The sequence below is a fragment of the Shigella sp. FC1567 genome (assembly GCF_001743015.1).
Taxonomy (GTDB): Bacteria; Pseudomonadota; Gammaproteobacteria; order Enterobacterales; family Enterobacteriaceae; genus Escherichia; species Escherichia coli.
Map to the genome: position 1 here is coordinate 1 of NZ_MIIV01000244.1, position 20741 is coordinate 20741.

At 54.0% G+C, this 20741-nt stretch carries 23 protein-coding genes and 1 pseudogene; 4 read left to right on the plus strand and 20 right to left on the minus strand.

Going from position 1 to position 20741, the window contains the following annotated elements; translation table 11 throughout:
• Together BHE85_RS14565 and narP are read left to right on the plus strand one after the other, a co-directional pair.
• Nucleotides 1-261 (plus strand): IS1 family transposase (locus BHE85_RS14565; RefSeq protein ID WP_000317683.1); only part of this gene is annotated, 261 nt, incomplete at its 5' end.
• A 192-nt stretch (nucleotides 262-453) separates the two neighbouring features.
• Nucleotides 454-1101, plus strand: a complete 648-nt coding sequence (gene narP, locus BHE85_RS14570) for a nitrate/nitrite response regulator protein NarP (RefSeq protein ID WP_001113640.1) — start codon at nucleotides 454-456, stop codon at nucleotides 1099-1101.
• Between the two features lie 34 nt (nucleotides 1102-1135).
• Here narP and ccmH read toward each other — a convergent pair whose 3' ends face one another.
• From ccmH to napF, 15 genes are read right to left on the minus strand one after another with little or no spacing between them, the layout of a single operon-like run.
• Nucleotides 1136-2188 (minus strand): cytochrome c-type biogenesis thiol:disulfide oxidoreductase CcmH, encoded by a 1053-nt coding sequence (gene ccmH, locus BHE85_RS14575; RefSeq protein WP_001211560.1) that lies wholly within the window; start codon nucleotides 2186-2188, stop codon nucleotides 1136-1138.
• Nucleotides 2185-2742 carry a thiol:disulfide interchange protein DsbE gene (gene dsbE / locus BHE85_RS14580; RefSeq protein WP_000824439.1) on the minus strand — a complete coding sequence of 186 codons (558 nt, stop codon included), beginning with the start codon at nucleotides 2740-2742 and terminating at the stop codon, nucleotides 2185-2187. The genes ccmH and dsbE overlap by 4 nt, the downstream gene beginning before the upstream one ends.
• Nucleotides 2739-4682, minus strand: a complete 1944-nt coding sequence (gene ccmF, locus BHE85_RS14585; protein ID WP_000982453.1) for a cytochrome c-type biogenesis heme lyase CcmF — start codon at nucleotides 4680-4682, stop codon at nucleotides 2739-2741. Before ccmF ends, dsbE begins: the two co-directional genes overlap by 4 nt.
• Entirely contained in the window at nucleotides 4679-5158 is a 480-nt protein-coding gene (ccmE, locus tag BHE85_RS14590) for a cytochrome c maturation protein CcmE (RefSeq protein WP_001026418.1), read from the minus strand. The genes ccmF and ccmE overlap by 4 nt, the downstream gene beginning before the upstream one ends.
• Nucleotides 5155-5364, minus strand: coding sequence for a heme exporter protein CcmD (ccmD, locus tag BHE85_RS14595; RefSeq protein ID WP_000170760.1), 210 nt, complete (start codon nucleotides 5362-5364; stop codon nucleotides 5155-5157). Before ccmD ends, ccmE begins: the two co-directional genes overlap by 4 nt.
• Entirely contained in the window at nucleotides 5361-6098 is a 738-nt protein-coding gene (ccmC, locus tag BHE85_RS14600) for a heme exporter protein CcmC (protein ID WP_001295447.1), read from the minus strand. The genes ccmD and ccmC overlap by 4 nt, the downstream gene beginning before the upstream one ends.
• 41 nt (nucleotides 6099-6139) lie before the next feature.
• On the minus strand, nucleotides 6140-6802 hold the full coding sequence (ccmB, locus tag BHE85_RS14605) for a heme exporter protein CcmB (protein WP_000971730.1): 663 nt from the start codon (nucleotides 6800-6802) through the stop codon (nucleotides 6140-6142).
• Nucleotides 6799-7422, minus strand: a complete 624-nt coding sequence (gene ccmA, locus BHE85_RS14610; protein WP_000525587.1) for a cytochrome c biogenesis heme-transporting ATPase CcmA — start codon at nucleotides 7420-7422, stop codon at nucleotides 6799-6801. The genes ccmB and ccmA overlap by 4 nt, the downstream gene beginning before the upstream one ends.
• 12 nt (nucleotides 7423-7434) lie before the next feature.
• Nucleotides 7435-8037, minus strand: coding sequence for a cytochrome c-type protein NapC (gene napC, locus BHE85_RS14615; RefSeq protein WP_000528376.1), 603 nt, complete (start codon nucleotides 8035-8037; stop codon nucleotides 7435-7437).
• Nucleotides 8038-8046: 9 nt separating this feature from the next.
• The gene (napB, locus tag BHE85_RS14620; protein WP_000835177.1) at nucleotides 8047-8496 is read right to left on the minus strand and encodes a nitrate reductase cytochrome c-type subunit; all 450 of its coding nucleotides are present in this window, start codon (nucleotides 8494-8496) and stop codon (nucleotides 8047-8049) included.
• Entirely contained in the window at nucleotides 8493-9356 is an 864-nt protein-coding gene (gene napH / locus BHE85_RS14625) for a quinol dehydrogenase ferredoxin subunit NapH (RefSeq protein ID WP_000013507.1), read from the minus strand. Before napH ends, napB begins: the two co-directional genes overlap by 4 nt.
• Nucleotides 9343-10038: a ferredoxin-type protein NapG gene (gene napG, locus BHE85_RS14630; RefSeq protein WP_000091290.1), complete on the minus strand. Its 696-nt coding sequence runs from the start codon at nucleotides 10036-10038 to the stop codon at nucleotides 9343-9345. The genes napH and napG overlap by 14 nt, the downstream gene beginning before the upstream one ends.
• Before the next feature lie 6 nt (nucleotides 10039-10044).
• The gene (napA, locus tag BHE85_RS14635) at nucleotides 10045-12531 is read right to left on the minus strand and encodes a periplasmic nitrate reductase subunit alpha (protein ID WP_000778040.1); all 2487 of its coding nucleotides are present in this window, start codon (nucleotides 12529-12531) and stop codon (nucleotides 10045-10047) included.
• Complete coding sequence (gene napD, locus BHE85_RS14640; RefSeq protein ID WP_000557378.1) at nucleotides 12528-12791, minus strand: chaperone NapD; 264 nt, start codon at nucleotides 12789-12791, stop codon at nucleotides 12528-12530. Before napD ends, napA begins: the two co-directional genes overlap by 4 nt.
• The gene (gene napF / locus BHE85_RS14645; RefSeq protein WP_000686723.1) at nucleotides 12781-13275 is read right to left on the minus strand and encodes a ferredoxin-type protein NapF; all 495 of its coding nucleotides are present in this window, start codon (nucleotides 13273-13275) and stop codon (nucleotides 12781-12783) included. The genes napD and napF overlap by 11 nt, the downstream gene beginning before the upstream one ends.
• Before the next feature lie 108 nt (nucleotides 13276-13383).
• Here napF and yojO point away from each other — a divergent pair, with 108 nt between their 5' ends.
• Entirely contained in the window at nucleotides 13384-13548 is a 165-nt protein-coding gene (gene yojO / locus BHE85_RS28065) for a protein YojO (RefSeq protein WP_001296837.1), read from the plus strand.
• 113 nt (nucleotides 13549-13661) lie between these two features.
• Nucleotides 13662-14171: a serine protease inhibitor ecotin gene (gene eco, locus BHE85_RS14650; RefSeq protein WP_000712251.1), complete on the plus strand. Its 510-nt coding sequence runs from the start codon at nucleotides 13662-13664 to the stop codon at nucleotides 14169-14171.
• A gap of 149 nt (nucleotides 14172-14320) precedes the next feature.
• On the opposite strand, the gene mqo is transcribed toward eco, so the two are convergent.
• From mqo to apbE, 5 genes and pseudogenes are all read right to left on the minus strand, one after another.
• Complete coding sequence (gene mqo / locus BHE85_RS14655; protein ID WP_000758039.1) at nucleotides 14321-15967, minus strand: malate dehydrogenase (quinone); 1647 nt, start codon at nucleotides 15965-15967, stop codon at nucleotides 14321-14323.
• A gap of 217 nt (nucleotides 15968-16184) precedes the next feature.
• Nucleotides 16185-17828 carry a microcin J25 efflux ABC transporter YojI gene (yojI, locus tag BHE85_RS14660; protein ID WP_000422159.1) on the minus strand — a complete coding sequence of 548 codons (1644 nt, stop codon included), beginning with the start codon at nucleotides 17826-17828 and terminating at the stop codon, nucleotides 16185-16187.
• Between the two features lie 75 nt (nucleotides 17829-17903).
• Nucleotides 17904-18553, minus strand: a pseudogene (gene alkB / locus BHE85_RS14665) (DNA oxidative demethylase AlkB).
• Nucleotides 18553-19605 carry a bifunctional DNA-binding transcriptional regulator/O6-methylguanine-DNA methyltransferase Ada gene (gene ada, locus BHE85_RS14670; protein WP_000786354.1) on the minus strand — a complete coding sequence of 351 codons (1053 nt, stop codon included), beginning with the start codon at nucleotides 19603-19605 and terminating at the stop codon, nucleotides 18553-18555. The pseudogene alkB and the gene ada overlap by 1 nt, the downstream one beginning before the upstream one ends.
• 73 nt (nucleotides 19606-19678) lie before the next feature.
• On the minus strand, nucleotides 19679-20734 hold the full coding sequence (gene apbE, locus BHE85_RS14675; RefSeq protein WP_000406104.1) for an FAD:protein FMN transferase ApbE: 1056 nt from the start codon (nucleotides 20732-20734) through the stop codon (nucleotides 19679-19681).
• Nucleotides 20735-20741 lie beyond the last annotated feature (7 nt).

A 20741-nucleotide genomic window follows, 5' to 3' on the forward strand; every position in this document is an offset into this window, starting at 1 on the left:
ACACTGGAGCGTCTTCTGAGCCTGCTGTCGGCCTTTGAGGTCGTGGTATGGATGACGGATGGCTGGCCGCTGTATGAATCACGCCTGAAGGGAAAGCTGCACGTTATCAGCAAGCGTTACACTCAGCGCATTGAGCGACATAATCTGAATCTGAGACAACATCTGGCAAGGCTGGGACGGAAGTCACTGTCGTTCTCAAAATCGGTGGAGCTGCATGACAAGGTCATCGGGCATTATCTGAACATAAAACACTATCAGTAAGTTGGAGTCATTACCGATGAGAAGCTGATGCAAAATTCCGTCTTTATAATGAAAATGATGCCAAAGCGAACGACAAGGTTGTAGTTTTCACTACATGTCCATACATAAAATGGGGTAACATTCACGCGCCTGGTAGCGTTACCAACGCTACGCTCAAACATAATGATTCTAATAAAACCCCAGGAGACTACTATGCCTGAAGCAACGCCTTTTCAGGTGATGATTGTGGATGATCATCCACTTATGCGACGCGGTGTTCGTCAGTTACTGGAGCTTGATCCTAGCTTTGAAGTGGTCGCCGAAGCGGGCGACGGCGCGAGCGCGATCGATCTGGCAAATAGACTGGATATCGACGTGATCTTGCTGGATCTCAATATGAAAGGTATGAGTGGCCTGGATACCCTCAATGCCTTGCGCAGGGATGGCGTTACCGCGCAAATTATTATCCTGACCGTATCAGATGCCTCCAGCGATGTCTTTGCGCTGATAGACGCAGGCGCAGACGGTTATCTGTTGAAAGACAGCGACCCGGAAGTATTGCTGGAAGCAATTCGTGCTGGAGCGAAAGGCAGCAAAGTCTTTAGCGAACGCGTCAATCAGTACTTACGTGAACGTGAAATGTTTGGCGCGGAAGAAGATCCCTTCAGCGTGCTGACGGAGCGCGAGCTGGATGTTCTGCACGAGCTGGCACAGGGGCTGTCAAATAAACAGATTGCCTCGGTGTTGAATATTTCAGAGCAGACAGTAAAAGTACATATTCGCAATCTGCTGCGCAAACTCAATGTCCGCTCACGCGTGGCAGCCACCATTCTGTTCCTGCAACAACGCGGGGCACAATAAAAATAGCCCGATGGCATCACCATCGGGCCTCTTTTTATTTACTCTCCTGCGGCGACAAATGTTGCATCGCCTGCGCGATACTACGTTCAATCACCGCACGGCGAGTATCGTTGGCAGATAAGAGTTTCAACATCATCTCCCACGCGGCAACGGCTTCGCCAAATCGCTGCTGCTCAAAGGCATTAAACGCATACATGCTTAACACACGGATATTGCTATGGTCCGTTCTCACCAACTGGCGCAGCAGTTCACCACCGAGGCGGTTGTCGTTGGGATCAGATGAACGTGTCAACGCTTCAGCATAACCCAGTGCGGCATCACTGTTTTTCGGATCGAGGCGATACGCAGTAGCGTATGCATCGGTGGCGATACTGGCGTTACCCAGCGCCATGCCAACGCGGCCCAACATAATCCAGCCTTCTATATCTCCCGGATTTTTTTGCAGTTGAGTACGCATCCCCAGCGCAAGACGCGACATCTCTTCTTCGTTGAGCGGATCGGCTTTCGGATCCAGCGCCCTGTCCAGCAACGCCGGAGCCTGTGCCGTGGCCTGCTGCCAGATTTTCACCTGCTGATAATTGCCAGTCTGGTAGTAGCTGACGCCAGCCACAATTAACGCCACCACAATACCCGGCAGATAAACAATATATCCGGCACGCTTACCTTCCGGCACGCTTTGTTCAGGAAACGCGTCCGGCACCACGCGTACCCGACGCCGCGAACGGGCGTAAATGACCCAACCGCCAATGCCAATAGCCACTACCGGAAGCACCCACAGCAGCACGGTCAGCGGCGTTAACGGCGGATCGTAAGTGACGAAGTTGCCGTAACGCGCCACCATATAATCGACAATCTCTTTTTTACTTTTACCTTCCTGCATCAGTTCATACACTTTCTGGCGCAGGTCGGTGGCAATCATCGAGTTGGAATCGGCAATGCTGTTGTTCTGGCATTTCGGGCAGCGTAGTTCTTCAGTGAGTTGGCGGAACTGCTGCTCCTGCGCTTCATCCTTAAACTGCAACACGTCGATGGTCGCCAGCGCTGAGCCGGAGATCATCAGCATCAGCACGCCCAATAAAAACCTCATTGTGCGGCCTCCTTACTGTATTTCTCCCACAGCGGCTTGATCTCTTCTTCCCAGACGCGAGGATTGAGATCGCCCGCATGGCGATAGCGAATGATGCCGTTGCCGTCGATGAGGAACGTTTCTGGCGCGCCATAGACACCGAGATCCAGCCCTAACATGCCATCGCCATCAAACAGGCTTAGCGCGTAAGGATTGCCCAGCTCTTTCAGCCAGCTTATTGCCTTCTGGCGATCGTCTTTATAGTTCATGCCGACCACGCGAATGCCCTGCGCAGAAAGCTGATTCAGATATTGATGTTCCGCACGGCAGGTCGGACACCAGGTAGCCCAAACGTTAAGCAGCACAGGTTTGCCCTGAGTCAGCACATCCGCCTGATAAAACTGCCCCGGATTGTCCAGTGATTCGAGGCGAAACTTCGGCACTGGCTTGCCAATGAGCGCCGATTCCAGATTGGTCGGATCATCCCCTTCGGCATTACGCGCCAGCTGCCACAGCAGCGCCGCGGCAATCGCCAGGAAGATAATCAACGGAATTAACAATACTTTGCGCTTCATACAGCCTCCGGCGCAGTTTTTTGCGGACTCACGCGCTTACGATAGCGAGGATCAAACAGACACAGCAGTCCGCCCAACGCCATCATCAGCCCGCCCGCCCAAATCCAGCGAACAAACGGTTTGTAGTAAAGACGCACGGCCCACGCGCCGTTTTCCAGCTCTTCACCGAGCGCGGCGTACAGGTCACGCGTGATGCCGCCGTCAATCGCCGCTTCGGTCATCATCGACCCGGCAGTGTTGTAATAACGTTTTTCCGCATACAGCACCGTTTCCGGTTTACCCTCTCGCGTTACGCCAATAGTCGCCACACCGCCGCGCCAGTTCGGGCCAGTCACCTCTTTGACATCACGGAAGGTGAAGCGATATTCATGAATATCGACGCTATCGCCGGACTTCATGCGCACATCACGCTCAACGCTATAGTTCTGGCTAAAGGCAATACCAACAATTGTCACTGCCAGCCCCAGGTGAGCCGCCACCATTCCCCAATAACTGAAGGTGGTTTTCGTGCCACGTGAAATACGCAGCGCAGCTTCCGCAATTGCCAGCACAGCAATCCAGCAGGCCATTGCCAGGCCGAGCACCGTCATCGCCACAACTTTGCTTTCGAACAGCCACGGCAGCAGCAGCGACAGCACCAGCGTTGAGATGAAGGCGATAATCAATAAATTGCGGATTTTACGTGGGCGATCGCGCCCCCAGCGCACCAGAGGACCGACACCAAGCAGCAGCGCAAACGGCACCATCAGCCAGGTAAACATGGTGTTGAAGAACGGTTCGCCAATCGAAATACTGCCCAGTCCCAGTTGCTTGTGCACCAGCGGCAGCAGCGTCCCCAGTAATACCACCAGCATCGCGGCGACCAACAAAACGTTGTTCGCTAACAGCAGAGATTCCCGCGACCACAGCGCATTGTTTACGCGTGAGCGAACTTTGTGTCCACGCGCGGCAAACAGCAGCAGCGAACCACCAATCACCAGTACCATAAAGGCGAGGATAAACATACCGCGTGCCGGATCAGAGGCAAACGCGTGTACCGATACCAGCACGCCGGAACGCACCAGGAAAGTCCCCAGCAGACACAACGAGAAGGCACTGATTGCCAGCAGTAATGTCCACGCTTTGAAGCTGGCGCGTTGTTCAGTGACCGCCAGTGAGTGCATCAGCGCAGTCCCCACCAGCCACGGCATAAACGAGGCGTTTTCTACCGGATCCCAGAACCACCAGCCCCCCCAGCCGAGTTCGTAATAGGCCCATGCGGAACCGAGCACAATGCCGAGCGTCAGGAAAATCCACGCCGCCAGCGTCCACGGGCGAGTAAAACGCGCATAAGTGCTGTCCAGACGCCCGCTCAGCAAAGAAGCAATGGCAAAAGCAAACGCCACCGAGAAACCCACGTACCCCATATAAAGCAGAGGCGGATGGAAGATCAGCCCCGGATCCTGTAACAGCGGGTTAAGATCGCGCCCTTCAATTGGGAAGTTCGGCAGCGTGCGTGAGAACGGGTTAGAGGTAAAGAGAATGAACAGCAAAAAGCCGACGCTGACCATCCCCATTATCGCCAGTACACGGGCCACAATATCCAGCGGAATACGCTGACTAAAAATCGCCACCGCAAAGGTCCAGCCGCTCATCAGCAGCACCCACAGCAGAAGCGAACCTTCATGCGCGCCCCAGGTAGCCGCCACGCGATACCACACCGGAAGCTGGGTATTGGAGTTGCTGGCAACATAGGTGACGGTAAAGTCGTTGACCACGAAAGCATTGACCAGCACCAGAAATGCGCCAGCCACAGACATAAACAGCAGCCAGGCAAACAAGCGGGAAGACGCCATCATGCGCGCATCTCCGCGCGCCACGCCCCATAGCGGATACACGGACAGCAGCAGCGCAATTCCCAGCGCCAGGCACAGCAGCCCGTTTCCAATTTCCGGCATCATGATGCTGGGTCCTTATAAACACTCGCCGGGCGACGGTGGTTAGCTTCCATCGCTTTCTCAACTTCTGGCGGCGTGTAGTTTTCGTCGTGTTTCGCCAGCACTTCTTTCGCGAGGATATGATTGCCTTTTTCCAGCTCGCCCTGCACCACAACGCCCTGCCCTTCACGGAACAGATCCGGCAAAATGCCTTCGTAAGAGACATCCACTGAGCCTTCAGCGTCGTAAATGGTGAAGGTCACTTTCAGCGAATTGGGATCGCGCTGCACACTACCCGGCATCACCATCCCGCCAACGCGCAGACGCTGACCGACTTCCGGCATTTGCTGAGTTTCACGCTTGCCGTAGAGAATTTCCCCCGGCGTATAAAAGAGATCGATATTCGAGCGCAGCGCATACAGCACCAGACCGATGGTCAGCGCCAAACCTGCCAACACAGCACAGGCAATCCACAAGCGGTTTTTACGGCGAATATTCATGCAGCCTCCTGCTGTTGCGCAGCACGTAAACGCGCCTCACGCGCCCGCTGTTGCTCCACACCACACAGAATTGCGCGATGCTGCATCACCGAGTGCACGACCAAAACCACCAGCGGAATAACGGTCATCACCACCGCCAGCCAGACAAAAAAGGCGTAACCGCCCATTGCGAAAAATTCATTCCAGGAAGCAAATGCAAGGGTCATTTACGGCCTCTTTTCAGTATCAGTTCACTCACCCACGGACGGCGTTTTTCCATCAGCAAAATCAAATTACGCATCCGCATCAGCGTCAGCGTGGCAGACAGGAGCAGGAAGCCAAAAATCGACCAGCGCAGCGGCGAACGCATCGCCGGATCGATACTTTGCTGCATCCGCGTTGATCCCTGATGCAGGGTGTTCCACCACTCCACGGAGTAATGAATAATCGGCAGATTCACCACGCCAATCAGCACCAGGATACCTGCCGCACGGCCCGCCAGACGGCGGTCGTCGAAGGCGTGCCACAGGGCAATCACACCCACATACAAAAACAGCAGCACCAGTTCAGAAGTCAGACGTGCATCCCATACCCACCAGGTGCCCCACATCGGTTTTCCCCATGCAGAGCCGGTAACCAGGGCAATAAAGGTAAACACGGCACCAATGGGGGCCATCGCCGCCACCGCCAGGTTGGCCATTTTCATCTGCCAGACAAGGCCAATAAACGCCGCCACCGCCATTGATGCATAAATACCCATCGACCAGATCGCCGCAGGCACATGCAGGTAGATAATGCGGTAGCTATTTCCCTGCTGATAATCAGCCGGAGCAAAGCCGAATCCCCAGATCCAGCCGACGGTAAGCACGACCACACTGGCAATTGCCAGCCACGGTATAAACCAGCCACAGATTTGATACAGCCGTGGTGGGATCGCCAGTTGATGCAGTGTTTTCCACATAGTTTCGATACCAGACTCGAACAAAAATCAGTAATCCAGCGTTATTGAATGCTGATTCGTAACGCTGCCGCCGTCGCAAAAGGACTTAATGTCGCGGTGCCTGCCAGCAACGCGCCTAAAATTGCCAGATACCCGTCAACGGGCAAATGCATGGAAGCCGCGTCCATCGCGGCGGTGGCAAAGATGAGTAATGGGATAGTCAGCGGTAACACCAGTATGCTGAGCAGCACACCACCGCGCTTAAGTCCCACTGTCAACGCCACACCCGGTGCACCGAGAAAGCCAAGCGTAGGCGTTCCCAGCAGCAGCGTCAGCGCCATCACTTGCCAGCCATAAACATCCATTCCCAGTAGCATTGCTACCAGTGGCGAAAGGATGAGTAACGGCAGACCGGTTACCATCCAGTGCGCCATCACCTTCGCCAGCACAACGGCGGGCAAGGGTAACGGCAACAACATCAATTGTTCAAGACTGCCGTCCTGCAAATCGTCACGGAACAGTCGTTCCAGCGCCAGCAAGGATGAAAGCAGCGCAGCAACCCAGATAATGCCCGGTGCAATACGCGCCAGCAGTTGCGGCTCCGGACCGATACTGAGCGGAAAAAGGGTAATTACAATCAGGAAGAACCACAGCGGGTTGGCGATTTCGGCGCTATGGCGAAACGCTACACGCAGCTCAAGACGGAAAATGCGCCAGAACATCATGCGGCCCTCGTTTGCGTCAGTGAAATGCGGCGAATTTTACTTTCAGCAACGTTGAGCGGCTGGTGGGTAGTCAGAATCACAATCCCCCCCTGCTCCGTATGCTGCGCCATACGCTGGGTCAGACGATCGACGCCGTTAACGTCAATCGCGGTAAAAGGCTCGTCGAGGATCCATAACGTGGCACGGGTCAGCCACAGACGCGCTAAAGCGACGCGGCGTTGTTGCCCGGCCGAGAGCTGATTTACAGGAATATCTTCGAATCCGGCAAGCCCGGCCTGCGCCAGGGCTTCCAGACATTGTGCGGTATCGCCATCGCGATGATAAAAGTGCAGATTTTCTAACGCCGTCAGCCGGGTTTTGATCCCCGGCTGATGGCCTATCCATAACAGGTTTTGATGGTAGCTGTCGCGTACCTGATGCAAGGGCTGCCCTTGCCAGAGAACCTCGCCTGCGTCAGGGCGAGACAACCCCGTCAGCAAACGGAGAAGCGTTGTCTTCCCCGCGCCGTTGCTACCGGTGATTTGTACCCACTCTCCTGCGTTCAGCGTAAATGACAAGCCACTAAATAAGGTTCGTTCATCCCGCTCACAAAGTAACTCTCTGGCTTCAAGCATACCCACGCAATAACCCTGTTAAAAACCTGGCTCGACTTCACGCATATCGGGCAGCTTGTGCGCTATCCCTTTATGGCAATCAATACAGGTTTGCCCATCTTTCACCGCCTGGTCATGCATCTTCGCGGCAACCGATTTCTGGGCGGTTGTATCCATATACTCGAAGTTGTGACAGTTACGGCACTCCTGCGAGTTATTGTCCTTCATGCGCCGCCACTCATTCTGTGCCATCGTCAGACGATGAGCTTCAAATTTCTGCGGCGTGTCAATAACGCCAAAAATTTTACCATACAGCTCTTTACTTGCTTTGAGCTTGCGTATCATCTTCGGCACAAACTCGTGCGGAACGTGACAATCCGGACAGGTCGCACGGACGCCGCTACGGTTGTTGTAGTGCACGGAATCCATGTATTCCTGATATACCGTGTTGCGCATTTCGTGGCAGCTAATGCAGAACTCTTCGGTATTGGCTTTTTCCATCCCGGTGTTAAAGCCACCCCAGAAGACGATGCCGCCAACAAAACCGATCAACAGCAGCGTCCCCAGCGCCAGACGGCTGGGGGTACGCCACCATTTCCACAGGCGCTTAATCAGACCAGGCTTACGGTCAGAATTTCCCATAATAACCTCTTATTTCCCGTAACCTTTTGATGGGGTAAAGGTATTCCCCACGATTGGCGCGGTATCGGCCTGCGGTACGTGACATTGCAGACAGAAATAACGACGCGGAGCCACTTCCGCGCCCACTTTGCCGTCGCTGTCCATAAAGTGAGTAGGACTAATGCGCGGCGCGCCAGTGGTGCGATAACTTTCGACACCGTGGCACTGCAAGCAGCGGTTGGTATTGGTCGTTACCTGATAACCTTCAACGCTATGCGGGATCATTGGCGGCTGATTCACATAGTTCAGCGGCATCCGTTCCTGCTCTTTTGGCATCCGAATGGCCCCTTCCTGTGTCCCGGATACTTCCGGCGACTGGCTAAAATCGACGCCATTAGCCGCCCAAACCGCGCCGCTTACCACCAGGGCCAGCATCGCCGTCCATTGACACAGCGCTTTCTTCAGGTCATGGCTTTTCATGATTTCGCTCCCGAACTCCATCGTGTAGTTATTGTAAATACATCCTCAGAACAGACATCCACGCAGCGACCGCACGTCATGCAATCGCGGCTGGTGACCTGCACCGGGCTTTGTTCATCCAGCACCGGGGCACGTAGCACACGCGGTTCCGGGCAAACATGAAAACAATCCATACAGCGGTTACATTTCTGCCGATCGGTGGCCGCAACGGTAATCACACCTTTGCTACCCAGCACGCCATACAGCGCGCCAACCGGACAAATGTGCCCGCACCAGCCGTGTTCAACGACCAGTAGATCAAATAAAAACAGCGCGAGAATAAGCAGCGCGCCGCTGCCGAAGCCCATTACCAGGCTGCGCCCCATCAGAGATACGGGGTTGATCCATTCCCAGATGAGCGTGCCAGTTAAGGCCGATCCCAGCAGAATGACCACCAACAGCACGTAGCGAATGTGGCGAGGGATCGTCGCAGACTGATTGAGGTCAAAGCGCCTGCGTAACCAGTTCGCTAAGTCGGTAATCGGATTCAGCGGGCAGACCCAGCTGCAAAATAATCGCTTTCCTGCCAGGGCGTAGAGCACGGTGATAATCACCGCACCGGTCAACGCCACCGTGGCAGGCAGATGACCGCTGGCAAGACTTTGCAGCGTCATCAGCGGATCGGTCAGCGGAACGGTGTCGAATAACAGGCTACTGCTGTAGTTACCGTGTAAGATCCACACACCAAACCACGGACCGCTCAAAAACATCCCCAGCACGAAGAACTGACAAAGGCGACGTAACACCAGCCAACGGTGACTGCGCCACCAGCCTTTTTTCTCCAGCGCCTCGCGCCCGGCGTCACGTTTACGATTTGCCATTGTTCCCCTCCAGCCAGCCGAAGCGGTAATGGTGACCTAACTCCCCTTTAGCCAGTGACAGCGGTAACACCTTGATTGCCGGTTGTTCCAGCACGCACACTTTTTCGCACTTACCGCAACCGGTACAGGCGTCTCTGTGAACCGTCGGCAGAAAGCGGGCGTGCTTACCGGTACGCGTGTTGCGCTCCAGCTCCAGGGTGATGGCCTCATCAATTTTCGGGCATTCGCGATAACAAACATCGCAGCGCAGCCCCTGAAAGTTGAGACAGTTTTCCTGGTCCACCAGTACCGCCAGCCCCATCCGCGCGTCGTCGATCGATTCGATCTCACGATCCAGCGCACCGCTCGGGCACACTTTGGCGCACGGAATGTCCTCACACATTTCGCAAGGAATATCCCGTGCGACAAAATATGGCGTGCCCGCCGACAGACCAGAGGCCAGCGTCGCCAGTTTTAAGGTGTCGTAAGGGCAAGCCTGAACACACTGACCGCAACGCACACAGGCACTGGCAAAGGCGTTCTCGTTTATGGCTCCGGGCGGGCGCAACCGCACGCCAGATGCGCGTGCGGTTTGCTGTTGTAACCCCAGCGCCACACCCACGGCAGCCAGCCCGCCTGCTGTGCGAACAACATCGCGCAGAAAGCGGCGGCGACCATTTTGAGGTTTCGCTGACCGGGACATAATGGCTTACACCTTCTCCAGTTTGACTGCGCACTTCTTGAAGTCCGTCTCTTTCGAGAGCGGATCGGTCGCGTCCTGCGTTAGTTTGTTAACCAGCTGTGCGGCGTCGAAGAACGGCATGTACACCAGGCCCTGCGGCGGACGGTTACGACCGCGCGTTTCGACAATCGAGATCACTTCGCCACGGCGAGAAACCACTTTCACTTTGTCGCCACGACGCAGATCGCGCGCTTTCGCATCCAGCGGGTGAATAAACAGGACCGCTTCCGGGAAGGCGCGGTGCAGTTCTGGTACACGGCGAGTCATACTGCCGGTGTGCCAGTGCTCCAGAACGCGTCCGGTAGAGAGCCACAGGTCGTACTCTTCATCCGGTGCTTCCGCCGCCGGTTCGAATGGCAGTGCGAAGATCACCGCTTTGCCATCCGGTTTGCCGTAGAACTTATAGCCTTCGCCCGCTTTCACGTACGGGTCGTTACCTTCGCTGTAACGCCACTGCGTTTCTTTACCGTTCACCACCGGCCAGCGCAGACCGCGCGCTTTGTGGTAGTCATCGAACGGTGCCAGATCGTGACCGTGACCGCGACCAAACCATGCGTACTCTTCGAACAGCCCTTTTTGCAGATAGAAGCCCAGCTCGCGGGATTCATCGTTCAGCTGATCTTCCGCCAGTTCGGATACCGGGAATTTGCTCACTTCCGGTGTGGCATACAGCACTTCGTACAGCGTTTTGCCACGCAGTTCCGGTTTCTTCGCCAGCAGATCTTCCGGCCATACTTCTTCAGTTTTGAAGCGGCGGGAGAACTGGACTAACTGCCAGAGATCCGATTTCGCTTCGCCCGGTGCCTGTACCTGTTGACGCCAGAACTGAGTACGGCGTTCGGCGTTACCGTAAGCGCCCTCTTTCTCTACCCACATTGCGGTCGGCAGGATCAAGTCGGCGGCCAGCGCACTGACTGTCGGATACGGATCGGAGACGATGATGAAGTTGCGCGGATCGCGCCAGCCCGGCATACGCTCTTCATTGATGTTCGGCCCGGCCTGCATGTTGTTGGTACACATGGTCCAGTAAACATTCAGTTTGCCGTCTTTCAGCGCACGGTCTTGTGCCACCGCGTGCAGACCGATTTTCGCCGGAATGGTGCCGCTCGGGATATTCCACTTCTTCTCGCAGATATCACGGTGTTTCTCGTTGGTCACCACCATGTCCGCAGGCAGACGGTGAGCAAAGGTGCCCACTTCACGCGCAGTACCACACGCAGAAGGTTGCCCGGTCAGGGAGAACGGACCGCAACCCGGCTGGGAAATTTTGCCGGTCAGCAGGTGCAGGTTGTAGACCAGGTTGTTAGCCCACACGCCACGAGTATGCTGGTTGAAGCCCATCGTCCAGTAGGAGATGACTTTCTTGTTCGGATCGGCATACAGCTGCGCCAGTTGTTCTAACTGGTCTTTCGGCACGCCGGTCATTTCGGCAGTTTTTTCCAGCGTATACTCGGCAACGAAGGCTTTGTAATCTTCAAAGCTCATCGGTTCGGAGGCGTCAGAACCTGGATTCTTCGCTGCTTTTTCCAGCGGATGGGTCGGACGTAAACCGTAGCCAATGTCCGTCGCCCCTTTGCGCAGGTTAACGTGTTTGCTGAAGAAGTCCTGATTTATCGCATTGTTTTGAATGATATAGTTGGCGATGTAGTTCAGGATCACCAGGTCAGACTGTGGCGTAAAGATGATGCCGTTATCCGCCAGCTCGAAGCTACGATGCTGGTAGGTAGAAAGCACCGCCACGGTGACGTTCTGATTAGAGAGACGACGGTTAGTGATGCGCGACCAGAGGATCGGGTGCATCTCCGCCATGTTTGCGCCCCACAGCACAAACGCGTCAGCCTGCTCGATGTCGTCATAGCAGCCCATCGGCTCATCCATACCAAAGGTACGCATAAAGCCAACTACTGCCGACGCCATACAGTGACGCGCGTTCGGGTCGATGTTGTTCGAACGGAAGCCCGCTTTAAACAGCTTGGACGCGGCATAACCTTCCCAGATAGTCCACTGACCAGAACCGAACATACCGATCGATTCCGGCCCTTTTTCTTTCAGGGCGGTTTTGAATTTCTCTTCCATCACATCGAAGGCCTGATCCCAGGTGATTAGGGTAAATTCGCCTTCTTTGTCATATTTACCGTTTTTCATACGCAGCAGCGGCTGCGTCAAACGGTCTTTACCGTACATGATCTTGGGCAGGAAATAGCCCTTAATGCAGTTCAGGCCACGGTTAACCGGTGCGTCTGGGTCGCCCTGACAGGCCACCACACGTCCCTGCTGCGTTCCGACCAGAACGCCGCAACCAGTACCGCAGAAACGGCACGGCGCTTTATCCCATTTGATGGCTTCCTGCTGACCAACAACGGCGCGGGCAACGCCCGGCACGCTGAGACCGGCAGCCGCCGCAGCGGCCGCAACGGCGTTAGCTTTCATAAAGCTACGACGACTGAGTTTCATGGTGTTTCCTCACCTTGCTCTTCCTGCTGGTGATAAACCAGCGACACCGCCAGCACGCCCTCTACGTTGCGTACTGACTCAATGGTTTGGATCAGCGTTTCGCTGTCTTCTGCTTCCACCACCACAATCAACTGACCGCTCGGCGCGTCGCTGACAGCAACTTCACAGCCGGGAAAGGCGTTCAGTTGGGTGCTGATGTCTGAAATTCGTTCGCTTTTGGCCTGCACGACCAGGCTGCAAACTTGCCAGTTAGTGTGCATGGAGATACTCCGCAGTTATGGCTGATACCGGACAGCTGGCTGCACATGCTCCACATCCGTTGCAAAGTTGGCTATTAAGTTGCGGCTGGTAGATCCCGGAGAGCGTCGGGCGAAAGATAATTGCCATTGGCTCACAGCTATCCTGACAGCGGCGGCATTCAACTGACTGATACGCCAGGCACGCGTCCCCAATGGTGAACTGCAAATCCCAGGCCCTGGTGTGGCGCGGAGAAAATAGCGATTCGGGGCAAGCCTGCGCGCAAGCGTAACAGAAGCTGCACTCGTTATTTTTGAAATTAACGCTCGGATAGCCGCCCGCGCCGCGTTGCAGAATGTTGTTTTCACAAGCATTAATACAGGCGTCGCAACGGGTGCAATGGGTCAGAAAATGAGATTCATCACCGGACCAGGGCGGACGGATACCGTTACTGGCTTTGCGCCAGCGACCAGTGAGTATGCCCCGACGGGATGCATCAATCTTCACATTGACCTTCCATCATTAACGCGCTCTGAAAATTGAGAGCGACCAAATAAACCGCATAATTAATAAGCCATTTTTATAACCGCTAAGATATTAAAGGATGTGTCAAAGATGCATACCCCGATCGGGGTAAAACCTGTAGCAGGATCAAAAGAGTGGCGGGAAGCGTGGCAAAAACGGGCTTTTGCTCACATTTCAAATGGTTATAAACATATTTATATAGCGATTAATTCACCAGAGATATTTCTGCTGGTTTGTTCTCTCATCAGAATTTAACACTAAAAGAGCAGGTAAAATTGTCTGAATATTCTTTAAGTTATTCATAAAGCAAATTAATAAATCTTATGAATATGTTAACCTTCAGCGACATCATCGGTGAAAACCTATAAATGAAGAAGGAAAGCAAAAAAATGAAGACCATTCTACCTGCAGTATTGTTTGCCGCTTTCGCTACCACTTCCGCCTGGGCGGCAGAAAGCGTCCAGCCACTGGAAAAAATCGCGCCTTATCCACAAGCTGAAAAAGGGATGAAGCGTCAGGTGATTCAGTTAACCCCGCAAGAAGATGAATCTACCCTGAAAGTAGAACTGTTAATCGGTCAGACGCTGGAAGTCGATTGCAATTTGCATCGTCTCGGCGGGAAGCTGGAAAGCAAAACGCTGGAAGGCTGGGGCTATGATTATTATGTCTTTGATAAAGTTAGCTCGCCGGTTTCCACGATGATGGCCTGCCCGGATGGCAAGAAAGAGAAGAAATTTGTCACCGCGTATCTGGGCGATGCTGGAATGCTGCGTTACAACAGCAAGCTGCCGATCGTGGTGTATACGCCAGACAATGTAGATGTGAAATACCGCGTCTGGAAGGCGGAAGAGAAAATTGACAACGCAGAAGTTCGCTAAACTGTTGTGAAGTACGGCACCCCGTTGGTTGGATAAGGCGGTTACGCCGCATCCAACATCTAACGCCCGAGCCGGTTGCCTGATGCGACGCTGGCGCGTCTTATCAGTATACGCCACATCCGGCATACCATGCCGGATGTGGCACATCATTACAACGCAATATCCGCCACTTCTTTTTGAACGGGTTGCGGTTTCAACTGCGGTTTTGGCGTACTATCTGCTGCCTGCGGCTTGTCGTATTTCAGCCCCAGCACTTCGCTGGTGTACTGCAACTCGCGTTCTGTTGCCGCTACATCACCGTTCAGCTTGCGTCCATAAGACGGAACGATCGCTTTCAACGTAGCCTGCCATTGCGGGCTGGAAACGCGATCGCCAAATACTTTTTCCAGCAGATCCAACATAATCGGCGCGGCGGTTGACGCCCCTGGCGATGCTCCCAGGAGCGCGGCAATGGTCCCTTGCTGGTCACTGACCACTTCAGTACCCAGACGCAGTACACCACCTTTATCGGCATCACGCTTGATAATCTGCACACGCTGCCCCGCTTGCCACAAACGCCAGTCCTCTTTTTTCGCCTGCGGATAGTACTCTTTCAACGCTTCAAAACGATCCTCTTCACTCAACATCACCTGACTCACCAGATATTTCACCAGATCGAAATTATCCAGCCCGACGTGCATCATCGGCATCACGTTAGAGGTGGTGGTGGAACTCATCAGATCCCACAATGAACCGTTTTTGAGGAATTTGGTTGAGAAGGTGGCAAATGGCCCAAACAGCACTACGCGTTTACCGTCCAGAACGCGGGTATCGATATGCGGAACCGACATCGGTGGTGCGCCAACGGATGCTTTACCGTAAACCTTCGCCAGATGGTGATTAACCACGTCCGGGTTTTCCGAAACAAGGAACTGTCCGCCCACCGGGAAACCGGCGTAGTCTTTCGCTTCCGGAATCCCCGATTCCTGTAACAGCTTCAGCGCCGCACCGCCCGCGCCGATAAAGACAAATTTGGCACGAATGTTCTGTGCAGTGCCATTTTTCAGATCGGCAACGGTAACGGTCCAGGTGTTATCGTCATTACGCTTTAGGGCGCGGACTTCGCTGCTGAGTTGCAGCGAGAAGTTAGATTTCTTCTGCAAGGAAGCAATTAACTGGCGGGTGATCTCGCCGTAGTTCACATCGGTACCAATTTCCGTACGCGTGGCTGCCACTTTCTGTTGCGGATCGCGCCCTTCCATCACTAACGGTGCCCACTCTTTGATCTGCGCGTGATCTTCAGAGTAACGCATACCGCGAAACAGCGAGCTTTGTTGCAACGCGGCGTAACGGGCGCGCAGGAAATTAACGTTATCCTCGCCCCAGACAAAGCTCATATGCGGAACGGTATTGATAAATGAACGCGGAGTACGCAGCACGCCGCGCTCGACCTGGTGCGCCCAGAACTGGCGGGAAATCTGAAATGCTTCGTTAATGGCGACTGCTTTTTCAATACTGATACTGCCATCGGCGTTTTGCGGGGTGTAGTTCAGTTCCATCAGTGCAGAATGCCCGGTTCCGGCGTTATTCCAGCCGTTCGAACTCTCCTGCGCGACACCCTCCAGGCGCTCCAGCATGGTCATCGACCATTCAGGCTCCAGCTCGCGTAAATAGGTCCCCAACGTGGCGCTCATAATGCCGCCGCCAATCAACAGTACATCAGTTTCCTGCTCCTCGGACGCTTTCGCTTTTGCCGCCATCGAAACGGCATTAAGCCCCACGGCCATCGAGAAGAGCATGGCAGTCACTTTTTTCATCTTGTTAATGCCTTACTTTTAGTCGCTTTATTGCAGGTGAGATTTGCGCGGCATCAAAGGTAACACTTAAGTAACAACATTTAAATAATGTTTATAAATTATATTCTAATTTTAGAAACATTATAATTTCGTTGATTAATTATAGGGTTATTAGAAATGAAGGGATTTTTAGCATATTGACCTGACGGCAGCAGTCCGCCAGGTCAGCGTCGTAATATTATGCCGTCCGGGCAACGGCATCACGCGAAGCGGCATCGCGCTCTTCGCCCGTCAGCTCGCTAAGTTGCCCATTGCGCATTTCCAGCAGGCGGTCGGCGTGGATAAAGTAATGATCATCATGACTGATAGCGAAAATAGTTTTACCCATCTCCTGCATCAGCGGCAGCAACACCTGATAAAACTCACGACGGAAGTGTGGATCCTGATCCGCCGCCCATTCATCCAGCAGGATAATATCGCGTTCTTCTGCCAGCGCCAGCAACAGCGCCACGCGTTTTTTCTGCCCTTTTGATAACTTCAGGTTAACAATACGCCCGTTGCTTAACTCAAGCTTATGAGCCATTTTCAGCTGCGCCAGCCACTTCTCAACCAGTTGCGGGTTAGCGGGTTTACCCTCCGGCCCCAGCAGTTGATCAAAAAGCCAGACATCGGTAAACACTGCCGAAAACAGTTTGCGATAATCTTCCGGTTGTTCGCCGCTGACAGGTTTGCCATCCAGCAAGATTTCGCCGCTTTGTGGCTGATACAAGCCCGTCAACAACATCGCCAGCGTCGATTTTCCACTACCGTTACCACCAATCAGAAACAGTAGCTCGCCACGTTTGATGGTGAGATTAATCGGACCAACGGAAAACGCGTTATCCTGATAGCTAAACGTCACATTACGCAGCTCCAGCGTTTGCCAGTTGGGAAACGCCTGCGGGCGCGGAAACTCTGCTTTGAAAGGCGCGAGCGCGAATTTGTTCAGCTTGTTAAACGCCACCTGCGCCATCAGCAGCGTCGGCAATGCGCCAACCGCCGAAAGCAGCGGCGTACGCAGGAATAAAAGCGTCAACGAATAGGTCGCAGCAACGTTGGTATCAGCCCAACCGAGACTGTTCGCCATCCAGAACACCAGGCCGATAGCGCCCAGCATCATGATGTTTGACCAGTTCACGGCACTAAGATGGAAGGTGTCTGCGCGAATAATATGATGGCGATACTCTTGCGCATCGGGGATGTAGAGGTTGTTAAACACATACTCGGCGCGTTCCCGGTTCAGAGTCAGCTCTTTGCGCCCTTCAAGTACAGTTTGAAAATCCGTGTACAGCTTGTCTTCGGTTTCACGTAGGGTCGCCATATGTTTGTACACCCGCGCCACCAGTACAAAACCACCCCAGATGGTGATCGCCATCCAGATAGCCGTTACCAGCAACATTTTGCCCGACAGCATCCACAGATACGCCGCGGAACCGATAGTGAGAATGATCCCCTGCACCAGTTCCGGAAGACGCACAAAAGCAATGGTGATATTGCGCACATCGCTGGTTAATCCCGCCAACAACGAGGCGCTACCGAGTTGTTCAATGCGCTCGACGTGGGTATCCAGAATCCGCTTGATAAATTCACTACGCAGTCGGTAAACGAAGTGATGCCCCAAAGTGGTGAGCGCCAGTTGCGATCCGAGAGTGACTGCCATCAACAGCAGCAATAATCCCAGAAACTCCGGCAATACCAGCAGACTGGTATCCGCCATTTCGATAAGGCGCTGATTGATAAAAGCAATTAAGCCAATGCCTAATGCCGCACTGGCGAGGCTTAGCGCCATCACACTGATAAATGGCCAGCGATACTGCCGCCAGACAAGTACAAGAAGTTCCATGCAGAAAACCCGGACAATGAATTACAGCCCGCAGTTTAAACATCTTCGCGCGCACAGCAATAATAATTCTTATTTTTATTCTTTTTTACCTGCCTGACGGAATGTCAGGTTGTAGCGCAGTCGGTGGTGAGTGGATAAAACCCCGCTTTCAACGGTTGAATACCGTGATAAAACAGCCGCGATTCACCGCCCCATACCACCACATCGCCATGTTCCAACAACAAACGTTTGAGCGGATCATTACGTTTCAGGCCACCAAATTGAAAAATCGCGGGTAAGCCCAGAGAAACAGAAACAATTGGCGCGCGCAGATCCGGTTCGTCTTTATCCTGATGCAGCGACAGTTTCGCGCCAGGAGCGTAGCGGTTGATAAGACAAGCATCTGGCTGGAAATCTGGATAGCCCGCCGCCGTAGCCGCACGTTGACATAAATCATGAAAGCTTTGTGGCATGGCGGGCCACGGTTTATTTGTTTGCGGATCAATGGGCGAATAGAGATAACCTTGCCGATGGATCGTCCAGCCCAGATGCCCACAGTTGGTCATCGCCACCGACATGGTATATCCCCCGGGGGTGACCATCTGGCGAAACGGCGACTGGCTGGCAACGTCATTAATATCGCGGATCAGTTGCTCCGCAGCGTTAAAAGCAAAACGCCGTAAAATTACCGCACCAGCCGCCAGTGGCTCTTGCCACGGTTCAGCATCGGCAAACAGATCCAACATTACCTCTCCTCATTTTCAGCTTCGCGGCGCAGCAGTTGCGCTTTACGAGACACGCCCCAGCGGTAACCGGAAAGTGTGCCATCACCACCGACCACTCGATGACAGGGTATTACGATAGCCAGCTTGTTGGCGGCACAGGCGCTGGCAACGGCCCGTACCGCTTTCGGTTTGCCGATGGCGTTAGCCAGTACGGTTTCACCGCAAGGTATCGTGCGCAGTGCCTGCCAGACTTGTTGCTGAAAAGCAGTGCCGCGAATATCCAGCGGTAACGTCAGCGGCGTATCGCGTTGATTGAGGCTGGCGATCACTTCACGCACATGTTGCTGAAACGTCAGATCGGCAGGCGCGTTGTCGGCAGCGGGAAACATCTGCTGCAACTCGCTGATTAATGTCGCGTCATCATCGCCCAGCAATATCGCGCAAATCCCCCGCTCGCTTTCTGCCACCAGGCAACGACCCAGCGCACAATCAGCCAGCGCGTAACGCACCGCCAGATTTTCGCCACCGTGACGGAATTGTTTAGCCGTCATGCCCAGCGTTTCATCGGCTTTGCGGTAGTAACTGCTGCTGTCGGGGAATCCGGCGTTAAGAATAGACGTCGTCACGCTCTCCCCTTTCGCCAGCGATTCGCGCAAACGGCGAGCGCGCCAGGCCTGTTGCCAGGCTTTAGGCGTCATTCCGGTAGTCGCTTTAAACAACCGATGTAGATGAAATGGACTCATCGCCACCTGGTCGGCTAAGGCTTCCAACGTTACAGGCGTTTCCTGTTCCAGCAGTCGACACGCGTGGGTGATTTTATCCAACCGATGTTGCTGGGCATTGGCTTTATCAGGTTGGCAGCGTTTGCAGGGGCGAAATCCGGCGGCGAGTGCCTCGCTGGCATTTGCGTAGAAGGAGACATTTTCCCGCAAGGCATGTCTGGCGCGGCAAGACGGACGGCAAAAGATGCCTGTGGTGCGCACGGCGAAAACGAATTCGCCGTCGGCATTCGGGTCGCGGGCTAAGACAGATTGCCAGCGTTGATCGTCAGTTAAGCATGTGGCGTTTTTCATAATCAGCTCCCTGGTTAAGGATAGCCTTTAGTCTGCCCGGTCACCATCACGCAAAAACCAACAATCTTGCGCTTTAATTTTTTTCGCTGACAAGGAAGCTTTTAAACTGTGGTGACATCCAGGTTTTAAAGCTATCGCCTTCTTTGGTGATCATATAAACCGCCAGCCCTTCCCGGCGAACAACCTCTTTGGCTTTCTCCGGCCCGAGTACCATCAAGCCAGTATCCCAGGCATCGGCTTCCAGCGCCGTCGGAGCAATCACCGTCACGGATACCAGATTGTGTTCGATGGGACGCCCGGTTTGCGGATCGATAACATGGGAAAGACGTTTGCCGTCCAGTTCGTAATAGTTACGGTAGCTGCCAGAGGTGCTAATCCCATGACCGTTGATATCCACCACAGCCTGAACTGCGTTTTCTTTATCGGTTGGTTTTTGAATCGCTACCCGCCACGGCAGGCCTTCACCGTTGATACCACGGCTGTTCAGCGCGCCGCCCACCGACACCAGATAGCGGGAAATCCCTTCCTGCTCCATCAAGCGTGCCAAGTGATCCGCCGCATAACCTTCGCCGACGGTAGAGAGATCGACATATAAATCCGGCAGGTCTTTTTGCAGATATTGCTGATGCGACTGATTAATGACCGTAAGGTGCTGTAAACCAGTTTTGGCTTTCATCTCGTCGATCTGTTCCTGGCTCGGAATTTGAACCGGCTGTTGTTCCGGGCCAAAGCCCCACAGATTTACCAGCGGCCCGACGGTAATATCCATCGCACCATCGGTCTTCGCGCCAATGCGCAGCGAGGTAGTGACGATTTCGGCCATCGCTTCACTTACTGGCCACGGCGACAAACTTTGCGAGTCGTTAAAGCGCATCAGCGCGGAATCTTTTTTATAGGTCGAAAGCAGCTGATCGTCGGCGTCCAGCTGGGTCTGAATCTTTTCTTTAAGTTCGGCACTGCGTTTGGCATCAATGCCCGGGATGCTGGCACGCCAGAAGGTACCCATGGTTTTGCCTTCAAGAACGGTAACTTCAGTAGCGTGGGTTTTGGCGGGTTGTGGTTTTTGATCGCAACCAACAAAGAAGAGCGCGGCAGCCAGCAGTGCCACGCGGGTAAAGCTTATTTCCATACGTGAT